Below are 15,145 nucleotides of genomic sequence, written 5' to 3' on the forward strand. Positions count from 1 at the left end.
CGCCTCACCCCCTCAGCACGGCCGACCTGCGGCCGCTGGGCTGCCCCTCGATCGTCGGGATCTCGCCCGCCTCCATGAGCTGCTTGAAATGGCGGAGGTCGTCCCGGAGCTGCTGATCCGGCTCCTCGCCGAAGATCTTCGCGACCGCCCGGCCGAGCGCGCCGGCCGGCGCCGCGTAGTCGATCGTCACGTGGACCTCGGTGCCGCGGCCGCCAGGCGCCGGGATGAACCGCACCGAGCCCGCGTTGTGGATGTCCGCCGGCTCGCGGGACCGCCACGCGATGAGCTGGTTCTCCCGGACGTCGATGATCTCCGCCTGCCAGGACACCGACCCGCCGCCGGGGGCCCTCGCCGTCCACAGGGAGCGCCTGCCGTCGATGACCTCCACGCGCGTGAGGTGCTCCATGAAGCGCGGCAAGTTCTCGAAATTACGCCAGAATTGGTAGAGCTCGTCCGCGGGCCGCGCGATGGTCACCGAGCGCGAGACGCGCGTCGCCGCGGGCGCCAGCGCGCCGATCAGGCGGCCGGCGCGCTGGCCGACGCGGAGCAGCGGCGCGCGCGGCGCGGCGCGATCGTCGGGCGAGCGAGCCGGCCTTTCGCCGCTCGAGACGCCGCGCTGGATCAGCGCGCCGCCCGCGAGCGCGAGCAGCAGGCCGGGCACGCTGCGGCGCGCGAGCCCGTAAGCCACGAGGGCGCTGCCGCCGAGCGTGGAGAGCCAGCGCTGCGCCGGCCCTCTGGTCTTGCCGGGCCGGGCTCGCTGGGCCAGCGGCGGCACCTCGGAGATCGGTTCGAGCATCGTCATGGCACCACTCCTCCCCTCCGGACACTGGGTCAGCCGCCTGCGAGGGCCGACGAGCTCCTCCGCCGCCGGCGAGCGCTGCCCCACGCCGCCGCGCGGCGCGCGACCTCGTCAGGGCGCGGCTCGAGAGGGCAGAGCGCCCTGTGCACGCGCAGACGTCAGCTCCTGTTCGCGGCAGGACGAGGCAAGGCCCGCGCCTGACCCGCGCGGCGCGGACGCCGCTGCGCGCGCGACGCGGACGCGCTGCGCGCGCTCGAGGGCGCTCGGCCCGCCGCGCCGGGGCGCTGCGCGCGCTCGCGCGACGACGTCAGAACCTCACGCGCAGGCGCGAGCCGAGGCCGCCCGGCCACGGCGCGAGCGAGAGCTCGGCCGACTGCAGCGCGCCTCGCGCTGCGGACGCGGGCGCGCCTTGCGCCGCCGACGCGGGGCTGGAAGGGCTCAGCAGGAGCAGCGTGACGCCGGCGCCGATGCCGACGAGCCCGACGCCGGCGAAGACCCCGGCGAGCGTCGAGGCGGTCCTGCCCGTGTCGTAGTCCCCCTGGAGCGACGGCGGGCACACGTACGCGCCGTCGCCGGCCGGGGAGCAGCCTTCCTCGACCGCGGACACCGCGCCGGCGCGCACCGCCAGCGCGACCACGGTCGCGATCGCGCCCGCGCCGCCGACGCCGAGCGCGACGTAGCCGCCCGTGCGCACGGCGCTGGACGACGGCGGCGGGGCGGGGGCGCTCGGGGCGGCGGGCGCGTCGCGCGCCGTGATCGGCGGGGGGACGGTGAGCGTGACGACCCGCTGGGCGCCCGGCGTGAGCTCGACCCGCTCCGTGAGCGGCGCGGCGCCGCCGTAGAGCAGCTCGACCGTGTGCGCGCCGAGATCGCGCTCGAGCTCGACGCCGAGGAGCCTCGGGTCGAGGGGCTTGCCGTCCAGCGCCACCTGGACCTGCCGCCCCTCGGCGCCCTGCACCTTCAGGGTCAGCGTCCCGACCTTGCTGCCGAGCGCCCGGTAGCGGAGCTCGGCGTCCTCGCTCCACCCCGCGTACTTCGCCTCGGTGGACTGGAGCGCGGCGCGCCGGAGATCCCACCAGTCGCGCCGCGCCGAGGCATAGAGGCCGAGCGCCTCCTCGCACTCGGCGATGTTCCGCAGGGCGCCGAGCCCCTCGGGGTAGATCTCCAGCGCGCTCCGGAAGGCGATGATCGCCTGCTCGCACTGGCCGGCGCCCCGCAGCTCGCGGCCGCGGGCGAACAGCGTCTTCGCGTCCTCCTCGGCCCCGGCGGCGAGCGCAGGCGCCGGCGCGGCCGCGAGCACGGCGGCGGCGCAGAGCGTGAGGAGCTGTCGCTCAAAGGATCTCACTCTTGTCGATCTCCTTGCGGCGCCGGGACGCGGGGGGCGGGGGCGGCGACGAGGGCGCGGCCGTCGCCGTCGCGCGGGGAGCTGCCCCGCCACCGGCGGGACGGGGCTGGGCCCCGCGCGGCTGCGCAGGCGCGGCCTCGGGCGCGGGCGGAGCGGACTCCTCGGCTGGAGCCTCGGCAGGCTGCCCCGCCGCGCCAGGCGGCTGCTGCGGCGGTCGCGGCGGCGGCGGGCGCAGCGCGACCTCCTGGAGCGCGCCGCGCAGGGCGGGGGACAGGCGCCGCGCAGGGCGATCCGCGCGCGGCGGATCGAGCAGGCTCCACGCGAGCGCGGTCGCGCCCACGAGCGTGCCGAGGCACGCCAGCGCCACCGCCGCCATCGCCGCCGGCCGCCGCGCCAGCGGGACCTCCGCCGGCGGCTCGGGCGTCGGCGGCGGCGCCGAGAGCGCGGCGCGGTAGGCCTGGACCATCTCGCGGATCGAGGCGAACCGCTGCGCCGGATCCTTCGCGAGGGCGCGCGTGAACCAGCCGTCGAGCCCCTGGGGGAGCGACCGCCGGACCCTGGTGACGGGCTCGAAATCGCGCGTGCTCACCGCGACGATGAGCTCGGCGATCGTGTTGCCCTGGAAGGGCGGCCAGTCCGTCAGCACCTCGTAGGCGAGCACGCCGAGCGCCCAGATGTCGGCCCGCGCGTCGACCGAGAGCGGCGTGGCGAGCTGCTCCGGGCTCATGTAGTTCGGCGAGCCCAGCATCACGTCGGCGTCCGTCTCGCGCGGCCGATCGAGGCCGAGGTTGCCGTGCAGCGCCTTGGCGATGCCGAAATCCGCGACCTTCACGGTGAGCGCCGCGCCGGGCTCGTCGAGGAGCATCACGTTGGACGGCTTGAGGTCGCGGTGGACGATGCCCATGTCGTGCGCGACCGTGAGCGCGTCCGCGATCTGATCGAGCACGTCCGCGAAGCGGCCCGGATCGCTCGGCCCCTTCTCGTTCAGCTCGGCGAACAGCGTCCGCCCCCGGATGTACTCCATCACCAGGTAGGGGACGTCGTCGTGGATGCCGGCGTCGTGCACGGCGACGATGTGCCGCGTGCGGGCGCCCAGGCGGGCCGAGATCTGCGCCTCGAAGCGGAACCGCTCCAGCACGGTGCGGCACCGATCCGGGTCGCCGGTGAGCGCGAGGCTGAGGAACTTGATGGCGAGCTCGGTCTTGAGCGTGACGTGGACGGCGAGCCAGACCTCGGCCATGCCCCCGCGCCCGAGCGGCCGGAGGAGCCGGTACTTGCCGTCGACGACCTCCCCCGCGACGTGCTGCCAGATGTCGGACTCGTCCGCGCTGGCCGGTCCTTCCGCCGCGCTCGGGCTGACCCGGAGGGTCGTCGGCATGCGGGATGAGGCGGCGCTCACACCCGGAAGGATAGTGGATGCCACGCGCGGGACTGGCACTATTCGACAGTGATCGCCGTTGGCCGCCCTCCGGCCAGCGCGCGGCGGCGGCAGCGGTCCACCGCGCCCCGGAGAGCGCGCGCGGACGCGCCGGAATGCGCGCTCTCCGGCGTACGGTGGACCGCTGGAGCGCGCGCCGGGCGCGTCACTCCGCGGCGTCTGCCAGGAGCTCCGCCGGCGCCGCGTCGGGCTGCGGGGCCGCCCTGCCCACGCCGCGGTCGAGCGCGTCGCAGAGGAGCGCGCCCACGCCGGGGACCACGTTGTCGATCGCCTCGTCGGCCTCGCGCGGGTTCAGCCACCAGAACGGGTTGAGCAGCCGGGGGAGATCGCGGAAGGAGCGGGCGGGACGGCTGACCTCCACCGTGAAGGCGAGGGTGCCCAGGTTGGCGTCCAGCCAGTCGTCCATGTCGCCGATCGTCGGGTACCAGTGCGCCGCCTGCCGCACCTCGTACCGATCGCGCGGCAGCGCGCGGCAGAAGGCGTCGCCGAGCGCCCGGTAGAGCGGCGCGCGCGGGTTGGGCGCGTCGGTGTGCGCCCAGGGATAGAGCAGGAGGTTGCCGCAGCTATGAAAGCCGAGCGCGAGCGCGGGCCTCGTCTCCAGCGCGACGTCGCGCACGGCGCGCGACTCGGGCTCCGAGAACGCGTGGGGACCTGTGTAGTGCGGCGACCACCGGAGCCGCGAGCCCGCGAACGGGTGCAGCGGCCGCGACGGGGACAGCGGCGCGAAGTTCCGGTTCAGGTCCACGCCGCGGGCATTGCACCGCTGCGACGCCAGCCGCTCGCCGCGGAGGCGATCCAGGTTCTCGGCGAACGCGTCGGGGTTGACCACCGGCAACACAACGAGCCGCGCGCGCGCCGCGGCGCCCGCCCTTCCTCTCGCCAGGATCGACCGGACCGCATCGAGCAGCGCGAGCCCGCCGATCACCTCGACCCCGTGCATGAGCGACGTCAGCAGGAACGTCGGGCCCAGCGGATCGCCGAAATCGAACCGCCGCAGCGGCTTTCCATCGGCGGACGTCCCGACCGTCATCTCCCGTCCGCCGTGAGCGCGCGCGAGGCGCGTCCACGCGTCGTCCAGGTGCAGAAGCTCGGCGTAGCGGCCGGAGAGGGAGGGCGAGCGTGTCATTCCAGTGTCTCTGATGTGACACCGGAGTGGCGACTGGCGCCAGCGCATTGAGCCGCCGCGCTGCGCTTCGGGGCGGTTCTGTTCGCCCTCTCGTCGCCTTCGTTCTCGTCCTCCTCGCCGTCAGCTTGGTCGCCTTCGTCGGCTTCGTGAGATTCAGGTCATGAGATTCAGGTCCGACGAGCGTTGAGCGCGCTCTGGCTAGCGTTCTGGCCGCCCTGGCCCTGAGCGCTCTGGTGGACGCTCTGCCTGACGCTCTGCCCGACGCCCAGATTGCCCTTCTTCATCGCGGCGAGGGCGAGGCCCTCGAACAGGAGGTGCGCGCCGAGGTGAAGGGTGATGTCGGCGTGGTCGAGCGCGGGGCACACCTCGACGAGATCCATCCCCACCAGGTTGATCCCCGCGAGGCCGCGGAGGAGCTGGATCGCCTCGCGCGCGCTGAGCCCGCCGGGCACGGGCGTGCCGGTGCCCGGGGCGTAGGCCGGGTCGATCCCGTCGATGTCGAACGACACGTGGACGGGCGCCTCGCCGACAGCGGCCTTGATGGCGGCCGCGACCGCGGGAGCGCCGTCCCGGTCGATCCGGTCCATGCTGTAGAGGGTCGCCCCGGCGTGCGCCGCGAAGGCGCCCTCCTCCGGGTGGCCCCACGTCGCGCGGACGCCGACCTGATGGAGATCGCCCCGGCCGATCAGCCCCTCATCGATCGCATTGCGGAACGGGGTGCCGTGGTGGAACGGCTCTCCCCACACCTCCGAGGTGCTGGTGTCGAGGTGCGCGTCCACGTGGACGACCGCGACCGGGCCGTGGCGTCGAGAGAGCGCGCGGAGCACCGGGAGCGCGATGGAGTGATCGCCGCCGACGACGAACGGGATCGCGCCGGCGGAGAGCACCTCGTCGACCGAGGCCTGGACTTGCTCGCGCACGGAGTCGGCGTGAAACGGGGGGAAAGGCACGTTGCCGCCGTCGAGCACGGTGAGCGTGCGGAACACGTCGACGCGGTGGCCGGGGTGATACGACTGCACGAGCGCGCTCACGCGGCGCAGCTCGTAGGGGGCGAACCGCGTGCCCGGACGGTACGTGACGCTCCCGTCCCACGGGACCCCGAGGATCACGGCGTCGGCGCCGGCGTAGGCCGCGGCGCCGGACTCCTGGAAAGCCGCGGTCGGGAGGCGGAAGAACGGCGTCTGCCCGTGCCTCAGGTAGGCGGCTGCTCGTTGTTGCGACATGAGATCTCCTACAGATTCAAGAGGTCCAGGATCACCGCGCGGGCGCGCGCCGCGACGTCCGCCGCGCCGCCGTGCTCGCCGAGCGGCGGGCCGAAGGTGATGCAGGCGCGCGCCTCGCGGCGCCTGGAGAAGCGGAGGTAGTGAGGAAGGAAGGTGTCGTCGCCGGCCCAGCAGAGCTCGGGCGCGTCGTAGGTGATGGCCGCGGGCACGACGGGGACGCCCGCGATCCGGGCGACACCGAAGATGCCTTTGCGGAAGGGGAGGACCTCCTCTCCTCGGGTGGTGGAGCCCTCCGGGAAGTTCAGCACCGGGACGCCGTGGCGCAGGGCGCGGAGCGCGGACCGGAGCACGCGCGCCCCGCTCTCCGGCCGCCGCCGGTCGACGAGCAGCACGCCGAGATCGCGGGCGCGACCGCCGATGATCGGCCAGCCGCCGATCTCCTGCTTCGCGATGGCGGTGCAGGGGGTGAGCGAGGCGAGGAGGATCGGATCGAGGTAGCTGACGTGGTTCGCCACGATCACGAAGGGCGGCGCGGGGAGGGCGCCGGTGACGTGGACGCGCAGGGCGTGCAGCGCGCAGAGCTCCCTCGCGGTTTCGTGCAGGAGGCGGGCTCTCTCGCGATGGCGCAGGGCGGGCAGCTCGGGCAGCAGGCTGGTCCGGACCGCGGTGTCGAGCGCGAGGCCCATCACGCCGGAGACCCGGCTGGCGACGGCGAGCGCCTCGGTCCACAGCCGGTCGCCCGGCCCGGGGCGGCGGACGTCGTCCAGCGGAGCGGTGGTCGTCATGGTCGGTCCGCCTCAGGCCACCGCGGCGATGCCGCCGCTCTCCGCCGGGCGCGGCTCGCGCGCCTCGGCGCGATCCATGAGCCCCACGCGCTCGAAGCGGCCCCGGAGGGCCAGGAACGCGTCGCGATCGATGCGCGAGATGATGCGCGGGTGTCCGGTGCCGTAGAAATCGGGGCGGACCTCGATCTCCTTGGCGCCGAGCATGGCGTGGAGCGCCCGCGCGGCGTGGTTGTCCTCCTCGACGGTGAACCAGCACGACTCCGCCCATCCGAGGATCGACCCGACGAACGCGCGGAGCAGCGTGTGCGTCGCGCGCGAGCCCTGGTACTCGGGCAGGACGGCGAGGGTCGTGCAATAGACCTCCTTGCCGCGCGCGAAGGAGAGCAGGTAGCCGGCGGGCTTGCCCGCGGCCTCGACCAGGAAGCAGGAGTCCCTGAAGAAGTCGCAGCAAAGACGGATGTAATACCGCCCGAGCTCGCCCTCGCCCGCGCCTCCGAAGAGCGCCGCTTCCAGGTCCATCAGCGTCGAAAAGTCATCGCTTCGGAGCGTGCGCGCCACATAACGGCTCATCGTTGCGCCTCCTTATTTCGATTGAATCGTTCGGCGGGCGCAGCATGCCGGTCATCCGTGGAGAACACGTCACAGGATCCCCGAGGTTGGGAGACACCCCGGGGACGGCGGCGCGTCAGGACGGCTGGGGAATCGCGTAGAGGAGGTGCCAGCGCGGCGATGTCATCGTGGCCTGACGCGCTCGATCACCGCGGCCGGGACCGCGAGCGCGAGCCGGGCGGCCGCGCGGGCGGCGTCGAGGAGCGCGGCGATCCCCGAGGTCGAGCGCCATCCGCCGCTGATCGTGTTCCAGTGCTTCATGGGCTCGAAGATGTTGCCGTCGGTGTGGGGCGCCGCGCGGTCGAGGAAGGTCGCCCTCGTCACGTACGCGGCGATCACCGGCTCGGTGAGGCCCGGGAACAGGGCGAGCGCCGCGGCGGTGAAGCGGCCCGCGCCGCCGACGTACACCTCGGGCCTCGGCCGCTCGGCGAGCGAGACCATCGCCTTCACGACCTGCTCGGGGCGCAGCACCGGCGGGATCGGCTGGACGGCCCGGCCTGTGTAATTGCCGGCGTGCTGGTAGATCGGGGTGTCGACCGCCGAGGGCAGGAGCGAGCAGACGTGGATGTCCGGCGCGCCGGAGAGCTCCTGTCGAAGGGAGGAGGCGAGGCCGAGGACACCGAACTTGGAGGCCACGTAGGCGCTCATGGTCGGCGCTCCGAATTTTCCGAGGGCGGAGACGTTGTTGATGAGCACCCCGGCGCCCTGCCTGCGGAAATAGGGCAGCGCGGCGCGCGCCCCGTGCACGTAGCCGAGCAGGTTCGTCTCGATGACCTGGCGGTAGGTCTCGTAGGGCGCCTCGTCCGCGCGCGCGTAGAGGAACACGGCGGCGTTGTTCACCCAGACGTCGATCCGGCCGAACGCCTCGCACGCGGCGCGGGCGAGGTCCCTGACGGCGCACTCGTCCCGCACGTCCGTGGGCACGACGAGCGCCCGCGCGCCGACGCTCGCGCACTCGGCGGCGACCTCCTCGAGCGCCGCCGCGTTCCGGGCGGCGATGACCACCCGCGCGCCGCGGCGCGCGAACGCGATCGCCGCTCCCCTGCCGATACCCGAGGACGCCCCGGTGATAACGACCACGGCGTCGCGAACGCACTTCCGCATGACTGGCCCCCTCCCGCGCGGTTTGCCCTCGCCCGGGAGATGAGCAACGCGCGGGCCACGGGAGCTCCAGCGACGTGGCCGCTGTTATCGAGAGCAACGGCGCGCGTGGTGAAAGAATGAAGAATTTGAAACGCAAAGACGCAAGGGGAAGAAATTCTCTGTCTCTTCCTTGCGCCTTTGCGCCTTTGCGCCTTTGCGTTAAATTTCTCTCTCTTCAGTCGTAGAAGCGCTTGCCCGTCCTCGCCGCCTCGACGAGCGCCGGGGCGGGCGTCCAGCGCTTGCCGAAGCGGCGCTCGTAGACCTCGATGCGGCGGAGCACCTCCGCGGCGCCGAGGGTGTCGACGTAGCGGAACGGGCCGCCGCGGAAGGGCGGGAAGCCGAGGCCGAAGATCGCGCCGATGTCGCCGTCGCGCGGGCTGCGCAGGATGCCCTCGCCGAGGCAATGCAGCGCCTCGTTCACGAGCTGGAGAGAGCACCGCATCTGGATCTCCTCGACCGGCACCGGCGGCTTGCCCTTCGCCTGCGGCACCGGCAGGCCGAGCACGGCGTACACGCTCTCGTCCGCGTGCTTCCCCTTGCCCCGCTTCTTCGCCGCCGCGCCGTACAGGTACATCCCGCGCTCGTTCTTGCGGCCCTTCCGGTCGTCGGAGACCAGCTTGGCCATCGTGGGGGGCGGCGCGAGTCGCTCGCCGAACGCCTCGATCATGATCGGGCCGACGTGCGCGGCCACGTCGATGCCCACCTCGTCGAGCAACGCCAGCGGGCCGACCGGCCAGCCCCACGCGACGAGCGCACGGTCGACCTGCTCGATCGCGACCCCCTCGGCCAGGAGCCAGCTCGCCTCGTTCATGTACGGACCGAGGATGCGGCTCGTGTAGAAGCCGACTCCATCGTTCACGACGATCACCGTCTTGCCCTGCCGCTTGCCGACCGCCACCGCGGTCGCGACGACCTCGGGAGAGGTCCTGTCCGTACGGATGACCTCGAGCAGCGGCATCTTGTGGACCGGGCTGAAGTAATGCATCCCGACCACGTTCTCCGGCCGCCGCGACGCGGCCGCGATCCGCGCGATCGGGATCGACGACGTGTTCGACGCGAAGATGACGTCGTCCTTGCCGCTCGCCTCGACCTCGCGCACGACGGCGTGCTTCACCGCGAGATCCTCGAACACCGCCTCGATCACGAGATCGGCGCCCCGCAGGCCCGAGGTGTCGGTCGTGGTCGTGAGCAGCGCGAGCTTCTGATCGCGCTCGATCGCCGTGATCTGCTTCTTCTTCACCCGCTCGCCGAGGATGTCGGTCACGTACTTGAGCCCGCGGCCGAGCGAGGCGTCGTCGCGGTCCTTCAGGCGCACCGCGATGCCGGCGTTCAGGCTGACATAGGCGATGCCAGCGCCCATCAGGCCGGCGCCGAGCATCGCGATCTTCTCGACCTTCCTCGGCTGCACGGACGGGTCGTCCACGCCGGTGTCCTTCTTCATCGCCGTCGTCGCGAAGAAGACCTCCATCAGCCGGTGCGCCGTGCTCGAGACGACGAGCTCCCCGAAGGCCCGGGCCTCGACGTCCCTCGACGCCTCGAAGCCCCGCTCCGCGTAGGTCCGCAGCACCTCGATGATCCGCTCGGGCGCCGGGTAATGCCCGCCGGTTTTCTCCCGTGTCTTCTTCTGCGCTTGCTGAAAAAGTACAGCGCGACCGATCGGGTTCTGCTCGAGGGCAACCCGGGTGAGCGCGGCGGGGTCGAGCTTCGGCCCCTTCTTCGCGGCGGGCGCCGGGCGGAACGGCGGGCCGGCCGCAGCGAGCTTCAGCGCGAGCGCCGCGGCGGTCTCCTGCAGGATCGCCGCGGGGACCACGTCGTCGGCGACGCCGAGCTGCCGCGCCTTCGAGGGGCGCATGTTCTTGCCGGTGAGGCCGTGGTCGAGCGCCGCCTGCAGCCCGGCGCGCTCCGCCAGCCGCTGGAGGCCGTTGATGCCGGGGAGCAGGCCGAGCTGCACCTCGGGCAGGCCGAGCAGCGTCTTCCTGTCGTCGCTCAGCACGCGGGCGTGGCAGGCGAGCGCGACCTCGAGGCCGCCGCCGAGCGCGGCGCCGTGGATCGCGGCGACGATCGGCTTCGGCGAGCGCACGATCCGCAGCACCGCCTCGTGGCCCGCGCGGCAGATCGCCTCGGCCTGCGCGGCCGTGGTGACGCTCTTCAGCATGTCGATGTCGGCGCCCGCGATCCAGGTGTCGGCCTTGCCGGACACGAGGATGGCCGCCTTGATGAGCGGGTCGCCCGCGATCCGGGCCGTGATCCGCTCGAGATCGCCGGCGAACGTGGGCTTCAGCGTGTTGACCGCCTCGCCCGGGACATCGTAGGTGACGACCGCCACGCCGTCGGGGCGGACGTCGAGGGAGAGCGGGCCCCGCGCCGCGGGCGCCTGCGTCGCCTGGTTGAACGTCGTCGTCATGCTGCCTCCAGGACCACGGCGGCGCCGAGGCCGCCCGCCGCGCACACGGTGAGGAGCGCGTGCTGGCCGCCGCGCTTCTTGAGCTCGCGGAGCGTGGAGAGCACCATGCGCCCCCCCGTCGCCGCGAAGGGGTGGCCGAGCGCGATCGAGCCGCCGTTCACGTTGAGCTTCTCCGGGTCGACCTCGCCGACGGCCTCGGACCGGCCGAGCTTGTCGGCGGCGAACGACGGCGACGCGAGCGCCTTCAGGTTGGACGCGACCTGGGCGGCGAACGCCTCGTGCATGTCGACGAGATCCATGTCGGCGAGCGAGAGGCCGGCGCGGTCGAGCGCCCGCGGCACGGCGAAGACCGGCGCCATCAGGAGCTGCCAGCCCGGGTCGACCGCGGCGTAGGACCACGACTTGACGTACCCGAGCGGCTGGTAGCCGAGCGCCTTGGCCCTGGACTCGCGCATCAGGAGCAGCGCGCTCGCGCCGTCGGTGAGCGGCGACGCGTTGCCCGCGGTGATGGTGCCGTGGCGCCTGTCGAACGCCGGCGACAGCTTCGCGTAGGCCTCGAGGGTCGAGTCGTCCCGGACCACGTTGTCGCGCTCGACCGGCCTGTCGTAGGGCGGGGGGATCACGTGCATGACCTCGGCCGCGTACGTGCCGTCGCGCCAGGCGCGCGCGGCGTTCGTGTGCGAGCGGTGCGCGATCGCGTCCTGCTCCGCGCGCGAGATGCCGTTCTGCTTCGCCATCTTCTCGGCGGCCTCGCCCATCTGCTCGCCCGTGGTCGGCTCGCGCGAGAAGCCGGGGACCGGCGGCACGATGTCCTTCAGCGAGAGGCGGGAGAGGATCTGCAGCCGGGCGCCGAGCGTCCGGGCCTTCTGGAGCTCGGTCAGCGCGCCGGCGAGCTTGCGGGAGACGCCGAGCGGGACGTCGCTCATGCTGTCGGCGCCGCCGACGATCGCGACGTCGTGCTGGCCGGAGAGCATCGCCTCGGCGGCGCTCGTCATGGCCTGGAGCGACGTGGCGCAGGCGCGCGAGACGCTGTACGCGTCGATGTCCCTGGGCAGGCCCGTGCGCAGCACGACCTCGCGCGCGATGTTGAGCCAGTCGAGCGTCGGCACCACCTGGCCGTAGACGACCAGCGTGACGTCGCGCGGGCTCACCTCGCTGCGCTGGATGAGCTCCTTGACCACCGTGGTGGCGAGATCGACGGTGCGCAGCGCCTTGAGCGACGTCCCCGCCTTGGTGAACGGCGTGCGCAGCCCGGCGACGACCGCCACGCGGTCACCCTCGCCCTTGCCGTCGCTCGCCCCCCCGCCCTTGCCGCCGCCCTTGCCCTTCTTGCCTGAAGCCATGCCGACTCCTCCGCTGCCGGAGAGCCCGCCGCGGGCCTGCCCCGCGCGCCCCCGCGCAGTCCCCCGGATCCCGGCTCGCCAGAGCACGCCGGTCGGGCGGAGATCCCTTAGGTGGGCTAACGCGACGTGTCAACCTCGCCCGGGGAGGGGCGCGACGTGGACAACGCACGTCGCACGGCGGGAAACACGCGAGCGGGAACACGCGTCCCGAGGATGCAGGCAGGACGGCCGGACGATCGCTGTCGTGAATTTGGCCTACATCGGCGCACCTCGGTAGCGTGTTGGGCCATGCGGAAATTCATTCAATTCGGTTTGCTGGTCTGCAGCGCCTCGGCGATGGCCGGGTGTGCGACGTGGGCCACGGGCTCGGCGCCGGCCGGCCCGGGCTACGTGTATGTCACGGGGCACAAGAACAACATGCCTGCGATCTGGATGTGCCCTGATGCGCCGGGCAAGGCGGAGTGCAGCGAGGTCGAGATCACGGAGGCTGGCGAATGAAGAAGACCATGATTCTCGGGGTGATGCTCGCGAGCCTCGGCGCGGTCGGCTGTCAGGGGGCCTATACGAGCATCCGGCAGATCGACGGGACGCACTACCAGGTCACGCGCTCGAAGCAGGGCTTCTTCAAGACCACCGGCACGCTCCTCGACTGCCAGGCGCGCGGCGACGCGATGACCTGCACCGAGGTCAGCGACCTGTGAGCCGCGCGCGGAGCGCTGCTCCGCGCGTCGGTTCTGGATAGCAGTCGGTCGAGAGTGAAGAGTCAGAACGCAAAGGCGCGAAGGCGCAAAGGCACAAAAAGACGTAAAAGAGACGTAAAAGAGACGTAAGCGTACGTGGAAGACCTCGAGAAGATCCTGTCTCGGCTTCTTCTGGCGCCTTTGCACCTTTGCGCCTTTGCGTTTCCCTCTTCACTCCGCCGCGACGCGCGGCCGCTCACCCATCGCGCAGGAAGGCCTCGAGCAGCCTCGCCGAGACATCGAGGAGATCGCGCTCGGTCACGATGCCGACGAGCCGCTCGCCGGCGACGACCGGGAGGCAGCCGACGCGCTGCTCGCGCATGATCCGCATCGCCTCCAAGGTCGGCGTCTCGGGCGCGATCGTCACCGGATCGGGGCGCATGATCGACGCGACCGTGGGCGGGGCGGAGCCGTTCGGCGCCGCGGCGCCGCGGGCGATGAGGCGGAGCAGGGCGCGGTGCGAGACGACGCCGACGAGGCGGCCCTGGTCGTCCTCGACCGGCACGTGGCGCACGTGGCGCCAGTCCATGACGCTCGCGGCGAAGTCGACGATGTCGGTGGGGCGCACCGTGAAGAGATCGGTCGACATGAACTGGCCGACGGTCCTGTAGCTCTCGCGCAGGAGGTCGAGGTCGGGCTCGAGCGCGGCGGGCTCCCAGGTGTGCACCGGGCGCGCCGAGCCGCCGCCGCGGGCCTCCTCCTGCTGGCGGGCGAGCATCGCGGCGCAGAGCGCGCGGTGCTGCATCTCCGGTGTGCCGCGCCCGGCCATGGACGCGAGCGAGCCGAGCGCCCACTGGGCGCCGGTCTGGCCGCAACGCACGCGCTCCTCGATGACGCCGAGGTAGCGGTCGATGTCCGCGGCGTCGATGCCGGCGGCCGAGAGGCCCGCGCGGGCGGCCGGGAGGAGGCGCGAGAGGACGAGCTCCGCGGCGGGCAGGCTCTGCCCGAACCAGGTGAGCTGCGCCTTGAGGCCGTGGCGCGCCGCCGCGAAGAAGTTCGCCTTGGCGTCCTCGAACGGCATCTCGAGGTCGATGCGCGGGTGCTCGGGGGCGAGGCCGGACATGAGGCCGAAGAAGAAGGCGGCGTTCGCGACCTCGTCGAGGACCGTGGGGCCCGCGGGCAGCGCGCGGCTCTCGACGCGCAGGTGCGCGACCCCGTCCGCGACGCCGTAGCAGGGGCGGTTCCAGCGGTAGACCGTGCCGTTGTGGACGCGCAGGGCCCTGAGGTCCGGCACCTCGCCGCGCGCGAGCACGGCCGCGGGGGGCTCGCCGGTCTCGGCGGTCATGATCACGCGGAACCGGGCGATGTCCTCGCGGAAGAGCTCGAGCGCGCCCTCGCTCACCCAGCCGTCGCCGAAGTGCACGCGCGGCCGGTGCTGCCGGACGTCGCGATCGGTCGGGCGCGTGTCGATCGAGCTCTCGAAGAGGGCGATCCGCGTCTCGTGCCAGAGCCGCTGACCGAGGAGCAGCGGCGAGTTGACGGCGGCGGCGAGGACGGGGGCGGTCACCACCTGGGCCAGGTTGTAGAGCGGCGCGAACTCCCGCGCGCCGACCTGGAGGTGGACCTGGAAGCTCGTGTTGCACGCCTCGAGCAGGATGTTGTCGTGCGTCATCTCGAGCTCGTCGAGCCCGTGGATCGACACGCGGAAATCGCCCTGGCGGAGCTGGAGGAGCGCGCGGTTGAGCTCGTGGTAGCGCGGCGACGGCGTGAGGTTCTCGAGGCGGAGATCGCCGGCGCGCAGCGTGGGGAGGATGCCCGCGAGCAGGACGTCGGCGCCGAGGGCGCGCGCGGCCTCGGCGGCCCGGCCGACGACGTCGGAGAGCTCGGCCTCGAGCCGCCGGAGGCAGTCGCCGCCGAACGGCAAGGGGCAGAGGTTCGCCTCCAGGTTGAAGCGGGCGAGCTCGGTGGTGAGCCGGCCGTCGGCCGCCCGCTCGAGCACCTCGAGCGCGAGCGGCGCGGGCCGGAGCGCGCGGTCGACCAGGAACATCTCCTGCTCGGCGCCGATGCGGCGCACGCCCGACTCGATGCGGTCGTCGCGGAGGAGCTGCTCGAGCGCCTCCACGTCGTCGAGCAGCGCCCGCATGAAGGCCTGAAGCTGCTCCTCGTTCACCTGCTCGGAGACCTGATGCTCGCCCATCGCCGCCCCACCCGCCTTTCGCCCGCGCGCGCTCCCTGTCCGCGCAGCGTACG

General features: G+C 72.9%; 13 protein-coding genes. 2 read left to right on the top strand and 11 right to left on the bottom strand.

Annotated features, from left to right (window positions below):
- Positions 1-4: 4 nt before the first annotated feature.
- From WME76_RS00220 to fadI, 10 genes are all read right to left on the bottom strand, one after another.
- Entirely contained in the window at positions 5-802 is a 798-nt protein-coding gene (locus WME76_RS00220) for an SRPBCC family protein (RefSeq protein WP_437958213.1), read from the bottom strand.
- Between the two features lie 304 nt (positions 803-1,106).
- Positions 1,107-2,144 (bottom strand): tetratricopeptide repeat protein, encoded by a 1,038-nt coding sequence (locus WME76_RS00225; protein WP_437958214.1) that lies wholly within the window; start codon positions 2,142-2,144, stop codon positions 1,107-1,109.
- A complete protein-coding gene (locus WME76_RS00230; RefSeq protein WP_437958215.1) occupies positions 2,131-3,543 on the bottom strand; it encodes a serine/threonine-protein kinase in 1,413 nt (470 codons plus the stop codon). The genes WME76_RS00225 and WME76_RS00230 overlap by 14 nt, the downstream gene beginning before the upstream one ends.
- Before the next feature lie 184 nt (positions 3,544-3,727).
- Positions 3,728-4,708 (bottom strand): M14 family metallopeptidase, encoded by a 981-nt coding sequence (locus WME76_RS00235; protein ID WP_437958216.1) that lies wholly within the window; start codon positions 4,706-4,708, stop codon positions 3,728-3,730.
- Positions 4,709-4,875: 167 nt separating this feature from the next.
- A complete protein-coding gene (speB, locus tag WME76_RS00240; RefSeq protein ID WP_437958217.1) occupies positions 4,876-5,931 on the bottom strand; it encodes an agmatinase in 1,056 nt (351 codons plus the stop codon).
- Between the two features lie 8 nt (positions 5,932-5,939).
- Positions 5,940-6,716 (bottom strand): lysophospholipid acyltransferase family protein, encoded by a 777-nt coding sequence (locus tag WME76_RS00245; RefSeq protein WP_437958218.1) that lies wholly within the window; start codon positions 6,714-6,716, stop codon positions 5,940-5,942.
- 12 nt (positions 6,717-6,728) lie between these two features.
- Positions 6,729-7,286, bottom strand: a complete 558-nt coding sequence (locus WME76_RS00250; protein WP_433932581.1) for a GNAT family N-acetyltransferase — start codon at positions 7,284-7,286, stop codon at positions 6,729-6,731.
- Positions 7,287-7,448: 162 nt separating this feature from the next.
- Positions 7,449-8,429 carry an SDR family oxidoreductase gene (locus WME76_RS00255; RefSeq protein WP_437958219.1) on the bottom strand — a complete coding sequence of 327 codons (981 nt, stop codon included), beginning with the start codon at positions 8,427-8,429 and terminating at the stop codon, positions 7,449-7,451.
- A 214-nt stretch (positions 8,430-8,643) separates the two neighbouring features.
- A complete protein-coding gene (gene fadJ, locus WME76_RS00260; RefSeq protein ID WP_437958220.1) occupies positions 8,644-10,872 on the bottom strand; it encodes a fatty acid oxidation complex subunit alpha FadJ in 2,229 nt (742 codons plus the stop codon).
- Complete coding sequence (gene fadI / locus WME76_RS00265; RefSeq protein ID WP_437958221.1) at positions 10,869-12,215, bottom strand: acetyl-CoA C-acyltransferase FadI; 1,347 nt, start codon at positions 12,213-12,215, stop codon at positions 10,869-10,871. The genes fadJ and fadI overlap by 4 nt, the downstream gene beginning before the upstream one ends.
- A gap of 288 nt (positions 12,216-12,503) precedes the next feature.
- Between fadI and WME76_RS00270 the strand changes: the two genes are divergently transcribed.
- A complete protein-coding gene (locus WME76_RS00270; RefSeq protein ID WP_155798347.1) occupies positions 12,504-12,713 on the top strand; it encodes a hypothetical protein in 210 nt (69 codons plus the stop codon).
- Positions 12,710-12,916 carry a hypothetical protein gene (locus WME76_RS00275; protein ID WP_437958222.1) on the top strand — a complete coding sequence of 69 codons (207 nt, stop codon included), beginning with the start codon at positions 12,710-12,712 and terminating at the stop codon, positions 12,914-12,916. Before WME76_RS00270 ends, WME76_RS00275 begins: the two co-directional genes overlap by 4 nt.
- Before the next feature lie 235 nt (positions 12,917-13,151).
- On the opposite strand, the gene WME76_RS00280 is transcribed toward WME76_RS00275, so the two are convergent.
- Positions 13,152-15,092: a CBS domain-containing protein gene (locus WME76_RS00280; RefSeq protein WP_437958223.1), complete on the bottom strand. Its 1,941-nt coding sequence runs from the start codon at positions 15,090-15,092 to the stop codon at positions 13,152-13,154.
- Positions 15,093-15,145 lie beyond the last annotated feature (53 nt).

Origin of the sequence: Sorangium sp. So ce119, assembly GCF_051524405.1 — a bacterium.
Classification (GTDB): domain Bacteria; phylum Myxococcota_A; class Polyangia; order Polyangiales; family Polyangiaceae; genus Sorangium; species Sorangium cellulosum_G.

What these genes read in the sequence shown, in the direction of transcription:
- WME76_RS00255 (WP_437958219.1), bottom strand. Translation starts at nt 8,429, where the DNA reads ATGCGGAAGTGCGTTCGCGACGCCGTGGTCGTTATCACCGGGGCGTCC.
- fadJ (WP_437958220.1), bottom strand. Translation starts at nt 10,872, where the DNA reads ATGACGACGACGTTCAACCAGGCGACGCAGGCGCCCGCGGCGCGGGGC.
- WME76_RS00250 (WP_433932581.1), bottom strand. Translation starts at nt 7,286, where the DNA reads ATGAGCCGTTATGTGGCGCGCACGCTCCGAAGCGATGACTTTTCGACG.
- fadI (WP_437958221.1), bottom strand. Translation starts at nt 12,215, where the DNA reads ATGGCTTCAGGCAAGAAGGGCAAGGGCGGCGGCAAGGGCGGGGGGGCG.
- WME76_RS00275 (WP_437958222.1), top strand. Translation starts at nt 12,710, where the DNA reads ATGAAGAAGACCATGATTCTCGGGGTGATGCTCGCGAGCCTCGGCGCG.
- speB (WP_437958217.1), bottom strand. Translation starts at nt 5,931, where the DNA reads ATGTCGCAACAACGAGCAGCCGCCTACCTGAGGCACGGGCAGACGCCG.
- WME76_RS00270 (WP_155798347.1), top strand. Translation starts at nt 12,504, where the DNA reads ATGCGGAAATTCATTCAATTCGGTTTGCTGGTCTGCAGCGCCTCGGCG.
- WME76_RS00245 (WP_437958218.1), bottom strand. Translation starts at nt 6,716, where the DNA reads ATGACGACCACCGCTCCGCTGGACGACGTCCGCCGCCCCGGGCCGGGC.
- WME76_RS00280 (WP_437958223.1), bottom strand. Translation starts at nt 15,092, where the DNA reads ATGGGCGAGCATCAGGTCTCCGAGCAGGTGAACGAGGAGCAGCTTCAG.
- WME76_RS00220 (WP_437958213.1), bottom strand. Translation starts at nt 802, where the DNA reads ATGACGATGCTCGAACCGATCTCCGAGGTGCCGCCGCTGGCCCAGCGA.
- WME76_RS00235 (WP_437958216.1), bottom strand. Translation starts at nt 4,708, where the DNA reads ATGACACGCTCGCCCTCCCTCTCCGGCCGCTACGCCGAGCTTCTGCAC.